The sequence below is a fragment of the Ruegeria sp. CF5 genome, from assembly GCF_056537325.1.
Genome location: NZ_JBQFRI010000001.1, coordinates 70,851 through 87,942, shown reverse-complemented (window position 1 = coordinate 87,942; position 17,092 = coordinate 70,851). Strand labels below are relative to the sequence as shown.

Below are 17,092 nucleotides of genomic sequence, written 5' to 3'. Positions count from 1 at the left end.
TTCTGCTCAAATCGGTGATTTCCGGTTGAACAACGAAAAAGGGAGCCGGAGGAACGGCTCCCTTTCATGAATATTTCTCCCCGTCGGACTGGCCGACTTAGTTATGTCCGAGACGTTACGAAAGGGGAGGACATCGGTCAACAGCTATCCGGGAATTTTAATGCTGAAATATCGCTATTTCCCGGTGCATGTCTAAAAAAGGCCGTGCCCGAAGGCACAGCCAGTCGACAGGGAGGAAGTCTGCCCCCAAATCCGGCAACGCCAGTAGGGGACAAAGGGACTATCGCAGGTAAAGGTTAAGTTTGTATGCTGGCAGTGGACCGTGAAATATTGAGGCATAACCATAATGGGTGAAAAGATTTTTTTGGGTGGGGCCGGAGCAGAATATGACCAGCCGCAGGAATTGTCCCTAAAATACGCCAACCGTCATGGTTTGATCGCAGGTGCAACCGGGACAGGGAAAACCGTAACACTGCAAATTCTGGCTGAAGGATTTTCCAAGGCTGGTGTGCCGGTTTTCCTAGCTGATGTGAAAGGCGATTTATCGGGGCTGGCCAAATCCGGGCGTGTTGATCACAAGCTTCACCAAGCCTTTCTTGATCGCGCCGAAACTATTGGACTTTCCGATTTCTCGTATCACAGCTGTCCCGTGACCTTTTGGGATCTGTTCGGGAAACAAGGCCACCCGGTGCGCACGACCGTGACCGAGATGGGGCCATTGCTTCTGTCTCGTTTGCTGGAACTCAGCGAAGCGCAGGAAGGTATTTTGAACATCGCGTTTCGCGTCGCGGATGAAGAGGGCATGCCGCTGCTTGACCTCAAGGACATTCAGGCGCTTTTGGTCTGGGTCGGTGAAAACCGCAGCCAGCTGTCACTCCGCTACGGGAACATATCAACCGCATCGATCGGCGCGATTCAGCGGCGCTTGCTGGTGCTGGAAAATCAGGGCGCGACGCAGTTGTTCGGCGAGCCAGCGCTGGATTTGTCGGATCTGATGCGCAATGACGAACATGGGCACGGAATGATCAACATTCTGGCGTCGGACAAGCTGATGGGGGCGCCTCGTCTTTATGCAACGTTTCTGTTGTGGCTGTTAAGCGAGTTGTTCGAAGAACTGCCCGAGGTAGGCGACCCTGAAAAACCAAGGCTGGTGTTCTTTTTTGACGAAGCGCATCTTCTGTTTGAAGACGCCCCAAAGGTACTTGTCGACAAGGTGGAGCAAGTTGCCCGGCTGATCCGCTCAAAGGGTGTGGGGGTTTACTTTATTACACAAAGCCCGGCCGATATTCCCGAAGATATCCTGGGCCAGCTGGGCAACAGAATTCAGCACGCTCTGCGGGCATTTACAGCACGGGACAGGAAAAACCTGCGCATGGCGGCCGAAACGTATCGCGACAACCCGGCGTTCGAAACCGAAGAAGCAATACGTGAGGTCGGTGTCGGAGAAGCCGTGACCTCGATGCTCGAAAAAAAGGGGGTGCCGGGGATTGTGCAGCGCACGTTGATCAGGCCTCCCAGTACGCAATTGGGTCCGATAACCGCCGACGAAAGGAAGCAGGCGCTGGCAAACTCGGCAATGTCGGGCAAGTACGATCAACGTGTCGAAAGGAAGTCGGCATATGAAATCCTGACCGCCCGTGCCGAACAGGCCGCACGCGAGGCAGAACGCGCCGAATCTGACGATGTCGTAGAGCAGCAATCCGCCATGGAACGGGAGTTTTCTTCCGCCCGACGGTTTAGCGGCAGCCGCGTTGGACGGTCAACTGCCCGGTACACACGTAAAAAGGATACGTTCGCATCTGCGATGTCAGAGGCCGTCATCAAGGAGCTTAAAGGCACAACGGGGCGACGCATCGTGCGCGGCATTTTAGGCGGTTTGTTCCGAAATCGGTAAGGCGGAACCAGCTGCAATACGCTGGTCCCAACCAGTCTTCGCAAAGACTACTGAAGCAGGCGTTGGCCTTCCTGTTTGCAATACGCATCCGCTTCGGCAACAGACATTTTGGTCGCAGGGAAATCAATCGCGCGATCCCAGATTACCGTGTTCCGGGTGTACAACTGACAAGTCACCGCACCTTTGGGCGTCTGGACAGTTACCGGTTCAGATTCAAGTTTTTCTGGTGAAGGAACACATGCGGATAGTCCAGCCAGAATTGCCAGGAGAAGAGTGGTTTTGGTTGATCCAAGTTTCATTTTGGTTCGCAGTTCGTCTCTGAGGTTAAGATGGTGATCGTTACAGACCGTATGAGAAGCGAGTGAGTGAGTGCGGACAATCTGCACCGAAAGAGTTTCTCGGCGATGAACCTCTTTAATTAATTTTGGGCTTTCCATCAAGAAACTGCGCCGAAATCCCGGCGCAGTTTCAACAATTTGAATGGTTTGTTCTTATCGTTCGGGAATCAGACCTCTGGGGCTGAACCTGAGTACAAGCAACAGAATGAGCCCCATCGTCAGCAAACGCATATGCGCCGCGCTGTCCAACAGGTGTTCTTTCAGCGGACTTCCATCCGTCATACCTGCGGTAATGATCTGCATCAGCCAAATACCGATTGGTTCAACCTGAACCCAAAGGAACCAGATCAGCATAGCACCCAGAACCGCACCAAAGTTGTTGCCTGATCCACCTACAATCACCATGACCCATACAAGGAAAGTAAAGCGGAGCGGCTGGTATGTGCCCGGCGTCAACTGTCCGTCCAGTGTTGTCATCATTGCTCCGGCAATGCCGCAGATCGCCGAGCCCAGAACAAATATCTGAAGGTGGCGGCGCGTAACATCCTTGCCCATGGCTTCGGCTGCGACCTCGTTGTCGCGAATGGCGCGCATCATACGGCCCCACGGGCTTTTGAGTGCCATTTGCGCCATCCAAAGCAAGACGAGCAAAACAATCATGAACAGGACTGAGTAGCCGAATTTGACGTAAAGCGTCGACGCGGTGACAGGATCAAGCCCCAGGCTGGCTGCGCGTTCGACAAAATCCGCTGAGTTCTGCAGATCAATCTCATACGGCAAAGGACGGGGCAGGCCGATGACGTTCTTTACACCGCGGGCCAGCCAGTCTTCGTTCTTGAGAACCGCAATGATGATCTCGGCAATACCAAGGGTGGCGATTGCCAGATAGTCAGACCGAAGCCCGAGCGCGGTTTTACCGATCAGCCATGCGGCGCCCGCGGCCAGAAGACCACCAGCGGGCCACGCCAACAAAACAGGCAGTCCAAGCCCACCGATGTTGCCGGCAGCTGCGGGATTGATCGCCTCAACACCAGCAACGCTAGGGTCGAACACCTGACGGTATACGACAAAACCGACGACCAGAATCCCCAGTATCGAAATATTGCGAAGCCGCCCCTTGGGCATCTTTTTTGCCGTCAGAACAGCGGCGACCACAGTTGCGGCCCCAAGCAGCAACGCGACGACGATACCGACACCGCCAGATGACCACGCTCCCGGCGTCGGAGAGGCCGCGATCAGCACAACGGCCAACCCGCCCAACGCAACAAAACCCATGACGCCGACGTTGAACAGACCTGCAAAGCCCCATTGCAGGTTCACGCCGATTGCCATTATGGCCGAGATCAATCCCATATTCAGGATCAACACAGCCGAGTTCCAGCTTTGCATGAACCCGGTCAGCAGAATGAGTACGCCGACCAGTACGAACAGCAGGGTATTCTTGACTGTCTCGTTCATACCGCTTTTCCTTTAAAAAGCCCGGTGGGCTTGAACAAAAGTACAATCAGCAGGATCACGAAGCTGACCGCGAATTTGTAATCCGTTGACATGAGCTGCACGAGGCCGGACGGCGCAAGGCTTTCCGGCGCAACATATGTGATGACCTTTTTCCAGGCGTATGTGATCGTGACTTCGGAGAAGGCAATTATGAACCCGCCCGCAATCGCGCCCAGCGGATTCCCCAGCCCGCCGACGATAGCTGACGCAAAGATCGGCAGGAGCAGCTGGAAATAGACAAACGGCTTGAAGCTTTTATCGAGACCATAGAGGACACCCGCCGTCGTCGCCAGTGCCGCCACAATGATCCAGGTGATCATCACGACACGCTCAGGATTGATGCCGGACAGCAGGGCCAGATCCTCGTTGTCGGAATAGGCCCGCATCGACTTTCCGGTCCGCGTCTTGTTCAGGAACCAGAACAGCAGAACCACGGCGATAACGGCCACGACCACTGTTAGGCCTTGTGTAGTTTTGATGGCCAGCCCTTCGCGAAGGCCAGTCATCTCTTTGAAATCCCGGGCGGAAATCAGAAATCTTTCACCGTCGGCAAACCGTTGATCGTTGGGTCCGATGACGAACCGGACCAATCCGTTCATGATGAACATGACACCCATCGAAACGATGACTAGGATTACCGGTTTGGCTTTCTGTTCTCGATAAAATCGATAGACCAGCCTGTCCGTGACAAGAACAAGGATGATGCAACCAAGAATTGCCATTGGCAGGGCCAGCAAAGCTGTGGGCAAAGGTCCAAAGCTGACGCCCATACTCTGCAGCCACCATGTCAGCAGTACGGCGATCATCGCGCCGAATGCCATCGTGTCGCCGTGGGCAAAATTGGAAAAGCGCAGGATGCCGTAGATCAGCGTCACCCCAAGTGCCCCAAGTGCCAGCTGGCTGCCATAGGCAACAGCCGGCACGAGGACAAAATTCGCAAGCGCAACCAGCGCGTTCAATAGATCCATCAGTTCTTCTCACAGTCCGGGTGCGGCCTTATGGCACGGTGTGCGTACCGGACACAACATTTTGTGCCGGTTTTTTCATCATTACCGGACGGGTATTGAGGAACTGATCAATTGGCATTCAACTTACCGGATCACTGCAGGCACCGCGATCGTTTGTGGCGTTCGGCCCTTTGATCGTCAGATCATAGCTCAGGTCGTCAAAATCCACTACGAAAGTTATGACATCCTTTCCCATAATATGAAGGAAAGTCAGAGAGTTAATGCCGGAAAGTATTGTAGCCTCACCCTTGACGGATTCGGTTATGATGAATCCCTTGTCCGTCCCACCGGAGCGCGCCAGAGTAACCGAGGCACCATTCTGATCCGATACACAATTGACGACAAAATCTGCTCCATCCAGTGGACCGCCAGCGGCAAAACCAAGCGAAGGAATAAGCAGGGCAAAAAGTTGAGTTATCACGTTCTTCATCGTTCACTGTTCCGTTTATTGGCGAGTGCAAAGCCGAGAATTTCGACCTTGCAAGCGCCTGTCTATGGTCAGGTTAAGTGAAACCGAGGTGGGCCTTGAAAGCCCGACCGCGATTTCACTTTTCAACCTATGCCGGAACGGTTTTCAAAAAAGCGATTATGTCACACAATCACAGGCAGTTGAGAAGGCGTGTTAAATGTTAGACCCACCATCCATCACTTTGAATTTAAATAGATAGATGACACTCTAAAGGTTAGTGAGTTCGTCACACTTCCTTGCATTTACCGTTGTCATTTTTGGGTTGGGGTCGCTGAACGGACAGGTCGTAATTCAGATCGGGAAGTTTAACGACAAAAGTCATGACGTTGCTTTCATCCACATACATGAACGTCAGATTACCAAGCCCCGGAAAAACCTGGGCCGAGCCAGCGATATCGTTCACCGCGATGGATCCGGTACTGTCATCGCCACTTTTCGTCAGGTGAAATTCCGTTCCGTCGATATCCGAGACGCACACAAAACTGCGTTCCGCCGCAACAGACGCGTTGGCAGAAAGGCAGAGAATGGCGGCAATTGTCAGTTTTTTCATTTTTGTTGGTCCGGAGTGTTGGGCAAGCCGGTCCCACGGGAGTCGGCTCGGTTTTGGGGAGAGCTCAGCCGACACTTTTTTCGTGCCAGCCCCGTAAGAGTTACCTTACGGCTCGCACCCGATAGGGGGGTATTGTGGCGCAATTTCAGCCAGTCATTGTCGAATTTCTGATACGGAAAAACGGATAGAAAAAAACATGCACGAAAAATGCGAATTAATATCAACGTCTTGGTCGCCCACACGTGTCGATATTAATTTGTGGCAACGAGGGTCGCCACAATTGTGACAATTTTCAGATGCTGCGCGTGGATTCTACCTGTCAGCCGCCAAGGAAGCTCTTTCGAACTTCCGGGTCGGCGAGCAGTTCCTTGCCGGTTCCCGTATAGGCATTGCGACCCTGCACCAGAACATATCCCTTGTCAGCGATCTCAAGAGCTTGCCGCGCGTTCTGCTCAACCATGAGAATCGGAAGGCCTGTTCGGCTGACCTCGATGATCCGGTCGAACAGTTCGTCCATCACGATAGGTGACACACCTGCGGTTGGTTCATCCAGCATCAACACTTTGGGCTGTGTCATCAGTGCCCGGCCTACGGCCACCTGCTGACGCTGTCCGCCCGACAACTCACCCGCTGCCTGATTTCGTTTTTCCTTGAGGATCGGAAACAGATGAAAGACTTGCTCCATCGTGTCCGAGAAATCGTCGCGCCGTATGAACGCGCCCATTTCCAGATTTTCCTGAACTGTCATCGAGGTGAATATGTTCTGGGTCTGAGGCACGAAGCCCATCCCGCGAACCACACGGTCCTGTGGGCTCAGGTTGGTAATGTCTTCTCCATCCAGCCGAACAGAGCCGGACCGAACGTCAAGCATACCAAATACAGCCTTCATGGCCGTGGATTTACCGGCACCATTGGGGCCGACGATCACTGCGATTTCACCTTTGTCGACGGCAATCGTGCATTCGTGCAGAATATCCGGCCCCTTGCCGTAACCGCCTGTCATGGTGTCGCCAATCAGGAACGGTCCGCCACCGACATAGTGCGTTTCACCGCTTTCACGATGGGCTGGCGTCATGGTTCCCTGTCCAGCGGTATTGGTGATTGTTGCATCCTTGTTGCCGTGGTCGTCCTGATAAGGATTGCCGCTCATGCCCCGGCCTCCAGCTTGTCTTTGTTTTTCAGACCGGTTCCCAGGTAAGCTTCGATCACGTGCTCGTTGGCCTTGATTTCGTCCAACGTACCCTCGGCCAGAACCTTGCCTTCGGCCATGCAGATCACCGGATCACAGATCTTGCCGATGAAATCCATGTCATGTTCGATAACCACAAAGGTGTAGCCGCGTTCCTTGTTGAGACGAAGAATCGTGTCGGCGATGGTCATAAGCAGGGTGCGGTTCACGCCGGCACCAACTTCGTCAAGAAACACGATCTTGGCGTCGACCATCATGGTGCGGCCAAGTTCCAGCAGTTTTTTTTGACCACCGGAAACCTGTCCGGCCTTGTGATCGGCAAGATGCTCGATGGTCAGAAATTCCAGCACCTCATCAGCCTTGGCACGAAGGGCGCGTTCTTCGTCAGCGATCCGCTTTCTGCCAAACCATGTATTCCACAGCGATTCCCCGGATTGGGCTCCTGGAACCATCATGAGGTTTTCCCGGCAGGACATCGACGAAAACTCATGGGCGATCTGGAACGTACGCAGAAGCCCCTTGTGAAACAATTCGTGCGGGGGCAGTCCGGTGATGTCCTCACCATCCATCGTGACCTTGCCGCTGGTTGGCGGAAGAACCCCTGCGATCACGTTGAAAAGAGTTGTCTTTCCGGCCCCGTTCGGCCCGATCAAACCCGTGATCGAACCTTTCGCGATTTCCAGCGTAGCTCCATCCACCGCGTGAAAGCCACCAAAGTGCTTATGCACGTCTTCAACGACGATCATGTTATCCCCTGGCTGCATCATTTAGGGCAGCTCTGTTTTCGTGTTGCCAGACCTCTGAACCGAGGTGCGGTCTTTTGTCATTGAAACAGCCCGGACACAAGGTCCGGGCTGCCTGATATCATTTGAGTAGGTCGATCAACGGAACTGAACGGTTGTGATCTTGCCGTCTTCGATCTTGTACTCGCGATAGTTACCGGCTGATTCACCGGGGCCGATCAGTTCGACAGCAGTTGCGCCAACATAGTCGACTTCGCCACCATCCTTGAGGATCTGCAGTGCTTTGGCCAGTTCACCCGGATAGATCTTTTCACCCGGCGCGTTGGCCACATCCATGACCTTGCCAGCATAATCAGCCGGAGCTTTCGAACCTGCGGCCTGCATGGCCAGCAAGATCAGCGCAGCTGAATCATAGGATTCGCCGACAAAGGACGATGTTCCGTCAAAGCCGTTCGCTTCACCCATCGCCACCATGGTTTCTGCACCAGGGCTGTCGGTGCCCGGCAGCTGACCGGTCGAGCCGTCGATTTCAGAACCGAAATCGCTTTCCAGCTTGGCGCCGTACATACCATCAGGGAAATGGAAGCTGTCGAATGCGCCGGAATCCAGCGCCGCGCGCATAACGCCCGAGCCACCCTGATCGACATAACCAGCGATCACCAGCTTTTCGCCGCCCGCCGCAGCCAGCGCACCGACTTCAGCCGAATAGTCGGCTTTGCCGTCTTCGTGAGCGGCCGAGATCGTGACGGTTCCGCCTGCCGCTTCGAAGGCTTGCTGGAAGCTGTCGGCAATACCTTTGCCGTAATCGTTGTTGGTGTAGGTCAGAGCGACTTCTTTGACGCCCTGATCCATCAGCACCTCGGTCATGATCTGACCCTGGCGGGCATCAGACGGCGCAGTGCGGAAAAACAGGCCGTTGTCTTCGGCGGTCGACAAAGCGGGTGAGGTCGCCGAAGGCGAAATCATCACCATGCCGTTCGGCAATGCAACGTTCGAAAGCACGGCGCCGGTCACACCCGAGCAGTCCGCACCAACGATACCGTCAACCTTGTCCGATGTAATCAGACGTTCGGCTGCCGCGGTGGCCGCACCGGAATCGATGCAAGTCGAGTCTGCCCGGATCGCAGTGACTGACGCGCCATCCAGCAGCAGACCGCTGTCGGCGACTTCTTTCATCGCCAGTTCCGCAGCCGCGGCCATCGGCGGGGTCAGAGATTCGATTGGGCCGGTGAAGCCAAAGATGATACCAAGTTTGACGTCTTCCGCGGATGCGGCGCCAGCCATCAATGCAATGGCCGCAGAGGCCGTAAGCAGCTTTTTCATATGGTTACTCCCGTATTGGAACGTATTCGTTCTGCCTCAGACCCTAGGCAAGCTGTCCGGAAAAGGAAAGTCCTAACGAAAAAGTGGTTTGTGCAAAGGAATTCATTTGATTTGATGGGCCTGATTTTGGTCCGCTGGGGCGTTTGATGCGACAAGGCGCGATGCGATGCTTAAGTATTTTGTGATTCTGCTAACGATCTTCTTCCCGGCGATTTCTGTTGCCGAACTGATCAATACATCAGTCGGACAGGTTCGGGTTACAAAGCTATTGGGTGGTCTGGATACGCCTTGGGCCATCGGAATTCTGCCCGATGGCAGTTTTCTGGTGACCGAACGAGACGGCGATCTGCTGCGTGTGGCTGCGGGAAAAGCTGATCGCGTGACCGGTGTTCCAAAGGTGTATGCTTCGGGGCAGGGCGGTCTGCTGGACGTAATGATTCCACGCGATTTTTCCCGAACACGTGAGGTTTTTCTTACCTATTCCAAACGTCAGCAGGGCGGGGCCGGCACAGCGGTCGCCGTCGGTCGGCTAAGTGAAAATGGCAAACGGCTGACGAATGTTCGGACTATTTTTGAAGCTGCGCCTGGAAGTTCTGGAGGGCGACATTTTGGGTCGCGCATTGTCGAAGCCAGCGACGGCACGCTGTTTGTGACCATTGGCGAACGTGGAGACCGCCCATCAGCGCAGGACCGTGCTAATCACAACGGTTCTGTAATTCGAATCAATCGAGATGGTTCCGTGCCCGCCGGAAATCCCTTTGTCGGACAGGCTGGTATCCGGCCCGAAATCTGGTCCTTTGGCCACCGAAACCCGCAGGGGGCGGGATTGGATCTGCAAGGCCGCCTCTGGGTGTCGGAACATGGCGCGAAAGGTGGGGATGAGGTCAATCTAATCCGGAAAGGCGCGAATTTCGGATGGCCGGTGATTTCTTATGGAAAACACTATTCGGGCGCGAAGATCGGGGAAGGGACCGCAAAACCCGGTATGGAGCAGCCTGAATTCTACTGGGATCCCTCAATCGCGCCGTCCGGACTGCTGGTGTATTCCGGAAAGCTTTGGCCAAAATGGAAGGGGAGCATGTTTGTAGGCTCTTTGAAATTTGACTACATCGCCCGGCTTTCCGGCTCGCCGCTCCGCGAAGTCGAGCAGATCAAAGCCCCCGAAACCGAACGCGTACGTGACATCGTCGAGGCGCCCGACGGTTCGATCTGGTTCATTTCTGTGGGGCAGGGCGCGGTCTACAAACTGTCGAAGTAGGCGCACCCCATATTCAGGACTGTCGGGCTACATCAAACCGACAGTCGGGCGCTGTGTGTTCCACGCTCGCGATACGGCGTTGTATTGTAGTGCGCCCGGTAGCACTTGGAAAAATGTGAAGGGCTGGCAAAACCACAGGCCAGCGCCACGTTGATGACGCTCATATCCGTCTGCATCAGCAGGTTCCGCGCTTTTTGTAGGCGCAGCTCCATATAGTACCGTTTCGGCGACCGGTTCAGATAACGGCGGAAAAGTCGTTCAAGCTGTCGTGTGGACATTCCGACATCCTTGGCCAGAATCGAGGGCGAGATCGGTTCTTCGATGTTCTTTTCCATCATTTGGATGACCTGGCTGAGCTTCGGATGACGTACCCCGATCCGCGTCGGAGTCGACAGACGCTGAGTATCCTGATCCGTGCGGATCGAGGAATAGATCATCTGGTCGGCAACCGCATTGGCAAGTTCTTCGCCGTAATCATCCGCGATCAGTTTCAGCATCAGGTCGATTGACGATGTACCACCAGCCGTCGACATCCGGTTGCCATCGATCAGGAACACCGATTTGGTGAGTTCAACATTCTCGAACTCTTCGGCAAAGCTGTCCGCATTTTCCCAGTGAATCGTTGCGCGTTTACCTTCCAGAAGGCCCGCCTTGGCCAATGTGTGCGCACCGGTACACAGACCACCGATGCGAATGCCCTTGCGTGCCTCTCGGCGCAGCCAGTTCAGCATCTTCTTCGTGGACGCTTTCAGAACGTCGACGCCACCGCACACCAACACAACATCGTCGCGTTGAAGTTCGGCTAGATCGTCATCCAGATTGAAAGATGTTCCTGCCGAGCAGCTCGCGGTTTCTCCACCCTCGCCAACGAGTTGCCAAGTATACAGTTCTTTTTCTGCCATGCGGTTGGCAATACGAAGACTGTCCAGAGCTGATGCAAAGGACAACATCGAAAATTTGTCCAGCAGGACAAAGATAAAGCGGCGTGGTTTGGCCGATGTGATTTCCACTTCGACAACTTGGCGTTGCTCTTGCATGGCTGATTGTCCTTATTACGGCGCTTCCGGCACGGAAACGACGGCAGAGTTGGCAAATACCATGCTCAAAGCTTGTTTCCGCCGTCAAGAGGCGCAATTGGGATATGGTCACTCTTCAATGCTTTTTGTATAGAGACCACCTGAAATACTTCAGCGGAGATCCAAGCTATGACCGAATGGCAAAAATCGAACTGGCGCAACAAGCCGCGGGTTCAGATGCCTGACTATACCGATGCGGCCGCACTGGCCAAAGTCGAGGCGCAGCTTTCCCAGTATCCGCCGCTGGTCTTTGCAGGCGAGGCGCGGCGCCTCAAGCAACATCTCGGTGCCGCCGGTCGCGGCGAGGCCTTCCTGCTTCAGGGCGGAGATTGCGCGGAAAGTTTCGAACAGTTCAGCGCAGATGCGATCCGTGACACGTTCAAAGTAATGCTGCAAATGGCGATGGTGCTGACCTACGGTGCCAAGGTGCCGGTGGTAAAGGTGGGCCGTATGGCCGGACAATTTGCCAAGCCGCGCAGCGCACCGACTGAGGTTGTAGACGGCGTGGAGCTGCCCAGCTATCGCGGCGACATAATCAACGAACTTGCGTTCACACCCGAAGCGCGCATTCCGAACCCTGGAAAGATGTTGCAGGCCTACACACAGGCGGCCGCTACGCTGAACCTGCTGCGTGCGTTTTCCACCGGTGGCTTCGCGGATATGAGCAGGGTGCACTCCTGGACGTTGGGCTTCACCGATGAGCAAGATGTTCAGAAATATTCGGAAATTGCCGATCGCATCCAGGACACCATCGACTTCATGGGTGCGGCGGGAATCACCGCTGATACCACTCACGAGTTTTCGACGGTCGAGTTCTACACAAGCCATGAAAGTCTGCTTCTGGAATACGAAGAGGCGCTGACACGGCTGGATTCAACCTCGGGTAAGTGGTTGGCGGGCTCGGGTCACATGATCTGGATTGGGGATCGCACACGTCAGCCCGATGGCGCGCATGTCGAATTCTGCCGGGGCGTTCAAAACCCAATCGGATTGAAATGCGGCCCGACAACGACCGCTGAGGACCTCAAGGTTCTGATGTCCAAACTGAACCCGGAAAACGAAGAGGGGCGCTTGACCCTGATTGCGCGGTTCGGTGCAGGTAAGGCAGGTGAACATCTGCCGCGTCTGATCAAGGCCGTCAAAGAAGAGGGCGCCAATGTAACCTGGGTCTGCGACCCGATGCACGGCAACACGATCAAATCGGCCACGGGCTATAAAACCAGACCGTTCGAGTCGGTTCTGCGGGAGGTCCGCGACTTTTTCGGCGTTCACCAGGCCGAAGGAACAGTTCCGGGCGGTGTTCATTTTGAAATGACCGGCTTGGACGTTACCGAATGCACCGGTGGTGTTCGTGCCGTGACCGAGGAAGACCTGTCCGACCGTTACCACACGGCCTGTGACCCGCGTCTGAACGCCACCCAATCGCTGGAACTTGCTTTCCTCGTGGCCGAAGAACTTACAAATCTGCGCCGGGACAGAAACAAGCGCGCAGCCGGCTGAACACCGATCCATTTATAAACACCGACAACGGCGGGCAATTAGTCCCGCCGTTTTCATTTCGCGCCCGTCGCCTAATCGGGTTCGTTCGATACAACCAGACGCAAATGTTGTGTCGGGTGGTCAAATTCTTTCTGATCTTCCGCAAATTCCATTGCGGGTTCCTTATCAGCGGTGCTGGGGCCCTGAATGCCTGCGACTTCCCGCACCCGATTGGCGCAGATTTCAAATTGTCGGGGTGTTGTCCCGACGGGATCGTCACTGACCAACACACCAAGAATGCGGCTAACCTCCCCAAGATCACTTCTGAGGGGCAGCAGGATCATCCGACCTTCCAGCCGGGAGCATCCAATCCCGCCAGAAGCGGAAAGTTCGACCTCGGCAATGGCGGGTTCGCTGAAAACCCGTTCGATCGTCTGTGACACCTCTTTGCGGGCGGACGCTTCGAACAAGGCAGACAGGGTCATCCCTCTCACTTCCATACCCGCCAGTGCGCTCAGATGGTGTCCTGCCAGACGAAACCGGGCAATGCCGGGGGCGATTCGTTCAAGAATGAATGTGTATTCGAGTATGTTCTCAAGACCACGGGGATCGACCCGGGACCTTTTGGGAACGCCATCCCCATCCAGCAGAGCTGTCCAATAGCCTTCCGCCTGACGTATGGGGGACAGGCTGCGCCCACTGCGGAAACGGTCCATTGCAACGACTTCCCCAACCCTCGATCCGGGGCTTTTCCCAAAAACAGACTTCATCCTCGTTACCTTCACGTCAAAGGCCCGCCGTTTTTTGCAGGCCGCTATGCTGGAACGCAGTTTCGCAACACGTTCACTGTGACGGTCAGATTTGCACAGGTTTATTCAATTTTGGATCAATTCTTTAACGAATGGTTAACTTGCTGAGATCAAGGGCAGGTAACAGCAAGCACTTGCCCTCTGTCGTTGGATGGCATTAGGTGCGTCAACCGCGCTGGACGCATCAGCCGACAGGAAAGGGCAGACATGATCAGATCCATGACCGGGTTCGCCTCAGACAAGGGTGAGTTTGGCCTGCACAGCTGGAGTTGGGAGTTGCGCAGCGTGAACGGCAAGGGGCTGGATATGCGCCTGCGCGTGCCCGATTGGCTAACCGGGTTGGAAACCGCTTTGCGGGCGGAACTGTCCAAGGCATTGAGTCGTGGAAACGTGACGCTTTCACTCCGCGTCTCACGTCAGGAGGACACTGCAGACCTCAAACTGAACCCGACTGCCCTGTCTGCGGCACTGGATGCATTGGCCAAAACCGAAGAAATGGCCGCCGCGCGGGGAATCGCACTGGCGCCGTCAAAAGCATCTGATCTGTTGGCCTTGCGGGGCATGATGGATGCAAGTGTTGAGGCTGACGACTCAGCCCCCCTTGTCGAATGCCTGAAGCACGGCTTTGCGCCGCTGCTTGAGGCGTTTCTGGAGATGAGGGAAACCGAAGGCGCGGCGATGGCCAAAGTCATCACAGGTCAGCTGGATCAGGTTGAAAAACTGACGGGGCAAGCCGCGGATCTGGCCGAACGGCGCAAGGGTAAGATGCATGAAACATTGCACGCAAATCTTGCACGTGTCATGGAAAATACCGACGGCGCCGACCCGGATCGCATCGCTCAGGAAATGGCCCTGATTGCGGTCAAGATGGACGTTACCGAAGAAGTCGACCGGTTGACTGCCCATATCGGCGCGGCCCGGGACCTGATGAAAGGTGACGGGCCTGTTGGCCGCAAACTGGACTTTCTGATGCAGGAGTTCAACCGCGAGGTAAATACGCTGTGTTCGAAATCGCAGAGTCCGGAACTGACATCAGTTGGGCTTGAACTGAAGGCGGTCATCGATCAGATGCGCGAACAAGTGCAAAACGTGGAATAAATACGGGAACAATTCGACATGGCTGATCGTCGAGGTCTACTGATCATTTTGTCTTCGCCCTCCGGCGCTGGCAAATCCACGCTTGCCAGGCGGCTCATGCGGTGGGACGACGGGCTGAAGTTTTCGGTATCCGCCACCACGCGCGCGCCACGGCCGGGTGAGGAGCACGGGCGCGAGTACTATTTTCTGACAGAGGACGAATTCAGGCAGCAGGTCACACAGGGCCAGATGCTTGAACATGCGCATGTTTTTGGCAATTTCTACGGCTCTCCGGCAGGGCCGGTGCGCGAAACCATCGTCAATGGCCAGGACGTTCTATTTGACGTGGATTGGCAGGGTGAAGTTCAGATTCGAAATTCCGACCTTGGCAAGCACGCTCTGTCGATATTCATCCTGCCACCATCAATCCGCGAATTGCGCCGCAGACTGGAAAACCGGGGGCAGGACAGCGAGGATGTGATTGCCAAGCGAATGCTCAAAAGCTGGGATGAGATCAGCCACTGGGGTTACTATGACTATGTTCTGATCAACGATGATCTGGATGAGACTGAAGAAAAGCTAAAAACCATCGTCAGCGCAGAACGTATGCGACGTATTCAGCAACCCAATCTGCAATCACACGTGCGTACGTTGCAGTCCGAATTTGAGGAATTGCCATGACCCTTTTTGCTTTGGGAGAATTCGCGCCACAGGTCCACAACGACACCTGGGTTGCGCCCGATGCCAATCTGATCGGCAAGGTCGTGATGGAAGAAGGGTCTTCAGTCTGGTTCGGCTGCACGATCCGCGCCGATCACGAGGAAATTCGGATAGGTGCAGGCAGCAACGTTCAGGAGAACTGCGTCATGCATATCGACGCAGGATACCCCCTGACCATAGGCAGGAATTGCACAATCGGCCACAAGGTCATGCTGCACGGTTGCACAATCGGTGAGAACACGTTGATTGGCATGGGGGCCATTGTTCTGAACGGCGCCAAGATCGGAAAAAACTGCCTGATTGGTGCTGGCGCGCTGATTACGGAAAACAAGGAAATCCCGGACAATTCTCTGGTAATGGGGTCTCCGGGCAAAGTTGTGCGACAACTTGATGAAGCGGCCGCGCAAAAGATCACCTGGAGTGCGCTGCATTATCAAGAGAACATGCGTAAGTTTCGCGATACGCTTAAACCAGTTTCTTAAGCGATTTTGTGGCTTTGTTTTGCGGCGCTGCAACAAGAGTTTTGCAAAACAAGGCTACCCATCCGATAAATCCGGTTCCTTTCGAGGCACATCATGTCTGACGATCTGCTAAGTGAATTTCTTTCGGCGGTTCCGGCGGCCGCAGTGCTGGTGGATCAGTCCGAACGGATCATTGCGGCAAATGCAGACGCATTTTCATTGTTGGGCCCTCAGATCACGGGCCGCCACTTTGCAACGATCTTGCGGCAACCGCAGGTGATCGAGGCAATTGAACAAAGCTTGAAGTCAAAGAGCCCGTCCAAAACCAATCACTTGTCCAACGACGGTGCTCAGGACACGACATTCGAGGTTCAGTGCCGTTACATCAACGGTATCGGTGCTGTCGGGGGCGGGGCCGTCCTGACCAGTTTTGTGGACGTGACACATCTGGAGCAGGCCAGTCAGATGCGGCGGGATTTCGTCGCGAATGTCAGTCACGAACTCCGCACACCTCTGACCGCGCTGATGGGGTTCATCGAGACATTGCAGGGACCCGCCCGCGAGGACACCGAAGCGCGGGATCGGTTTTTGCAGATCATGACGGACGAGGCCAACAGAATGAACCGGCTGGTCGGTGATCTTCTATCTCTGAACCGGGTCGAAAGCGAAGAACGAGTGCGCCCAACGGAACAGGTCGATCTGATTGGGCAACTCGAATCAACCTTGGATACACTTCGACCATTGGCTGACAGCGCTGGCGTCGAACTAACGCTTCAAGCGCCTGATGATCCCGTGTCCGTTACGGGTGACAGGGATCAGTTGCGGCAGGTTTTTACGAACCTGATTGAAAACGGGATCAAGTATGGTGGCAGCAAAGTCGACATCGACCTGACTTTGGAGGAACGGGACACAGCCGTGCGCGGGCCGTCCGTCAGGGTAAAAGTCTCGGATAATGGCCCCGGCATCGATGCAGTGCATCTGCCAAGGTTGACAGAGCGGTTTTACCGTGCGGACAGCCACCGATCACGCCAACTTGGCGGCACGGGATTGGGCCTTGCGATCGTGAAACATATCGTCAATCGCCACAGGGGACGTCTGAGGGTCCACAGCGAACTGGGGCAGGGCTCGACGTTTACGGTTATTCTGCCCCACTGATCAGTGTGCTGCTGCTCGCCGATGTAGATGGCCAGCAATTCAGCAAT

The 17,092-nt window shown here is 55.0% G+C and carries 17 protein-coding genes; 7 read left to right on the top strand and 10 right to left on the bottom strand.

Annotation, left to right across the window (positions count from 1 at the left end):
• Positions 1 to 346 precede the first annotated feature (346 nt).
• Positions 347 to 1,894 (top strand): helicase HerA-like domain-containing protein, encoded by a 1,548-nt coding sequence (locus ACR0NW_RS00445; RefSeq protein WP_480449495.1) that lies wholly within the window; start codon positions 347 to 349, stop codon positions 1,892 to 1,894.
• 47 nt (positions 1,895 to 1,941) lie between these two features.
• Here ACR0NW_RS00445 and ACR0NW_RS00440 read toward each other — a convergent pair whose 3' ends face one another.
• From ACR0NW_RS00440 to ACR0NW_RS00405, 8 genes are all read right to left on the bottom strand, one after another.
• Positions 1,942 to 2,331 (bottom strand): hypothetical protein, encoded by a 390-nt coding sequence (locus ACR0NW_RS00440; RefSeq protein WP_480449496.1) that lies wholly within the window; start codon positions 2,329 to 2,331, stop codon positions 1,942 to 1,944.
• 54 nt (positions 2,332 to 2,385) lie between these two features.
• Positions 2,386 to 3,690, bottom strand: coding sequence for a branched-chain amino acid ABC transporter permease (locus ACR0NW_RS00435; protein WP_480449497.1), 1,305 nt, complete (start codon positions 3,688 to 3,690; stop codon positions 2,386 to 2,388).
• Complete coding sequence (locus tag ACR0NW_RS00430; RefSeq protein WP_480449499.1) at positions 3,687 to 4,697, bottom strand: branched-chain amino acid ABC transporter permease; 1,011 nt, start codon at positions 4,695 to 4,697, stop codon at positions 3,687 to 3,689. Before ACR0NW_RS00430 ends, ACR0NW_RS00435 begins: the two co-directional genes overlap by 4 nt.
• Positions 4,698 to 4,815: 118 nt before the next feature.
• Positions 4,816 to 5,166 carry a hypothetical protein gene (locus tag ACR0NW_RS00425; RefSeq protein WP_170655589.1) on the bottom strand — a complete coding sequence of 117 codons (351 nt, stop codon included), beginning with the start codon at positions 5,164 to 5,166 and terminating at the stop codon, positions 4,816 to 4,818.
• Between the two features lie 265 nt (positions 5,167 to 5,431).
• Positions 5,432 to 5,755, bottom strand: a complete 324-nt coding sequence (locus tag ACR0NW_RS00420; protein ID WP_480449500.1) for a hypothetical protein — start codon at positions 5,753 to 5,755, stop codon at positions 5,432 to 5,434.
• Positions 5,756 to 6,074: 319 nt separating this feature from the next.
• On the bottom strand, positions 6,075 to 6,905 hold the full coding sequence (locus tag ACR0NW_RS00415) for an ABC transporter ATP-binding protein (RefSeq protein WP_170655585.1): 831 nt from the start codon (positions 6,903 to 6,905) through the stop codon (positions 6,075 to 6,077).
• A complete protein-coding gene (locus ACR0NW_RS00410) occupies positions 6,902 to 7,690 on the bottom strand; it encodes an ABC transporter ATP-binding protein (RefSeq protein ID WP_170655583.1) in 789 nt (262 codons plus the stop codon). The genes ACR0NW_RS00415 and ACR0NW_RS00410 overlap by 4 nt, the downstream gene beginning before the upstream one ends.
• Positions 7,691 to 7,825: 135 nt before the next feature.
• Positions 7,826 to 9,010, bottom strand: a complete 1,185-nt coding sequence (locus ACR0NW_RS00405) for an ABC transporter substrate-binding protein (protein ID WP_480449502.1) — start codon at positions 9,008 to 9,010, stop codon at positions 7,826 to 7,828.
• 166 nt (positions 9,011 to 9,176) lie between these two features.
• Between ACR0NW_RS00405 and ACR0NW_RS00400 the strand changes: the two genes are divergently transcribed.
• Positions 9,177 to 10,268, top strand: a complete 1,092-nt coding sequence (locus ACR0NW_RS00400; RefSeq protein ID WP_480449503.1) for a PQQ-dependent sugar dehydrogenase — start codon at positions 9,177 to 9,179, stop codon at positions 10,266 to 10,268.
• A 32-nt stretch (positions 10,269 to 10,300) separates the two neighbouring features.
• Here ACR0NW_RS00400 and ACR0NW_RS00395 read toward each other — a convergent pair whose 3' ends face one another.
• A complete protein-coding gene (locus ACR0NW_RS00395; protein ID WP_170655577.1) occupies positions 10,301 to 11,305 on the bottom strand; it encodes a GlxA family transcriptional regulator in 1,005 nt (334 codons plus the stop codon).
• A 168-nt stretch (positions 11,306 to 11,473) separates the two neighbouring features.
• Between ACR0NW_RS00395 and ACR0NW_RS00390 the strand changes: the two genes are divergently transcribed.
• A complete protein-coding gene (locus tag ACR0NW_RS00390; protein WP_170655575.1) occupies positions 11,474 to 12,844 on the top strand; it encodes a class II 3-deoxy-7-phosphoheptulonate synthase in 1,371 nt (456 codons plus the stop codon).
• 71 nt (positions 12,845 to 12,915) lie between these two features.
• Here the strand turns inward: ACR0NW_RS00390 and ACR0NW_RS00385 are convergent, their stop codons facing one another.
• Positions 12,916 to 13,539, bottom strand: a complete 624-nt coding sequence (locus tag ACR0NW_RS00385; RefSeq protein ID WP_480449504.1) for a PAS domain-containing protein — start codon at positions 13,537 to 13,539, stop codon at positions 12,916 to 12,918.
• A gap of 300 nt (positions 13,540 to 13,839) precedes the next feature.
• Between ACR0NW_RS00385 and ACR0NW_RS00380 the strand changes: the two genes are divergently transcribed.
• The 4 genes from ACR0NW_RS00380 (at position 13,840) to ACR0NW_RS00365 (ending at position 17,045) form a co-directional block, all read left to right on the top strand.
• A complete protein-coding gene (locus ACR0NW_RS00380) occupies positions 13,840 to 14,730 on the top strand; it encodes a YicC/YloC family endoribonuclease (RefSeq protein WP_480449505.1) in 891 nt (296 codons plus the stop codon).
• A gap of 18 nt (positions 14,731 to 14,748) precedes the next feature.
• Positions 14,749 to 15,390, top strand: coding sequence for a guanylate kinase (gene gmk / locus ACR0NW_RS00375; RefSeq protein WP_170655569.1), 642 nt, complete (start codon positions 14,749 to 14,751; stop codon positions 15,388 to 15,390).
• Positions 15,387 to 15,911: a gamma carbonic anhydrase family protein gene (locus ACR0NW_RS00370; RefSeq protein WP_480449506.1), complete on the top strand. Its 525-nt coding sequence runs from the start codon at positions 15,387 to 15,389 to the stop codon at positions 15,909 to 15,911. Before gmk ends, ACR0NW_RS00370 begins: the two co-directional genes overlap by 4 nt.
• A gap of 93 nt (positions 15,912 to 16,004) precedes the next feature.
• Positions 16,005 to 17,045, top strand: coding sequence for a sensor histidine kinase (locus tag ACR0NW_RS00365; protein ID WP_480449508.1), 1,041 nt, complete (start codon positions 16,005 to 16,007; stop codon positions 17,043 to 17,045).
• Positions 17,046 to 17,092: the final 47 nt, after the last annotated feature.

Excerpts from the sequence above, each read along its gene's own strand:
- ACR0NW_RS00445 (WP_480449495.1), top strand. The coding sequence starts at position 347 with ATGGGTGAAAAGATTTTTTTGGGTGGGGCCGGAGCAGAATATGACCAG.
- ACR0NW_RS00440 (WP_480449496.1), bottom strand. The coding sequence starts at position 2,331 with ATGGAAAGCCCAAAATTAATTAAAGAGGTTCATCGCCGAGAAACTCTT.
- ACR0NW_RS00435 (WP_480449497.1), bottom strand. The coding sequence starts at position 3,690 with ATGAACGAGACAGTCAAGAATACCCTGCTGTTCGTACTGGTCGGCGTA.
- ACR0NW_RS00430 (WP_480449499.1), bottom strand. The coding sequence starts at position 4,697 with ATGGATCTATTGAACGCGCTGGTTGCGCTTGCGAATTTTGTCCTCGTG.
- ACR0NW_RS00425 (WP_170655589.1), bottom strand. The coding sequence starts at position 5,166 with ATGAAGAACGTGATAACTCAACTTTTTGCCCTGCTTATTCCTTCGCTT.
- ACR0NW_RS00420 (WP_480449500.1), bottom strand. The coding sequence starts at position 5,755 with ATGAAAAAACTGACAATTGCCGCCATTCTCTGCCTTTCTGCCAACGCG.
- ACR0NW_RS00415 (WP_170655585.1), bottom strand. The coding sequence starts at position 6,905 with ATGAGCGGCAATCCTTATCAGGACGACCACGGCAACAAGGATGCAACA.
- ACR0NW_RS00410 (WP_170655583.1), bottom strand. The coding sequence starts at position 7,690 with ATGATCGTCGTTGAAGACGTGCATAAGCACTTTGGTGGCTTTCACGCG.
- ACR0NW_RS00405 (WP_480449502.1), bottom strand. The coding sequence starts at position 9,010 with ATGAAAAAGCTGCTTACGGCCTCTGCGGCCATTGCATTGATGGCTGGC.
- ACR0NW_RS00400 (WP_480449503.1), top strand. The coding sequence starts at position 9,177 with ATGCTTAAGTATTTTGTGATTCTGCTAACGATCTTCTTCCCGGCGATT.
- ACR0NW_RS00395 (WP_170655577.1), bottom strand. The coding sequence starts at position 11,305 with ATGCAAGAGCAACGCCAAGTTGTCGAAGTGGAAATCACATCGGCCAAA.
- ACR0NW_RS00390 (WP_170655575.1), top strand. The coding sequence starts at position 11,474 with ATGACCGAATGGCAAAAATCGAACTGGCGCAACAAGCCGCGGGTTCAG.
- ACR0NW_RS00385 (WP_480449504.1), bottom strand. The coding sequence starts at position 13,539 with ATGGACCGTTTCCGCAGTGGGCGCAGCCTGTCCCCCATACGTCAGGCG.
- ACR0NW_RS00380 (WP_480449505.1), top strand. The coding sequence starts at position 13,840 with ATGATCAGATCCATGACCGGGTTCGCCTCAGACAAGGGTGAGTTTGGC.
- gmk (WP_170655569.1), top strand. The coding sequence starts at position 14,749 with ATGGCTGATCGTCGAGGTCTACTGATCATTTTGTCTTCGCCCTCCGGC.
- ACR0NW_RS00370 (WP_480449506.1), top strand. The coding sequence starts at position 15,387 with ATGACCCTTTTTGCTTTGGGAGAATTCGCGCCACAGGTCCACAACGAC.
- ACR0NW_RS00365 (WP_480449508.1), top strand. The coding sequence starts at position 16,005 with ATGTCTGACGATCTGCTAAGTGAATTTCTTTCGGCGGTTCCGGCGGCC.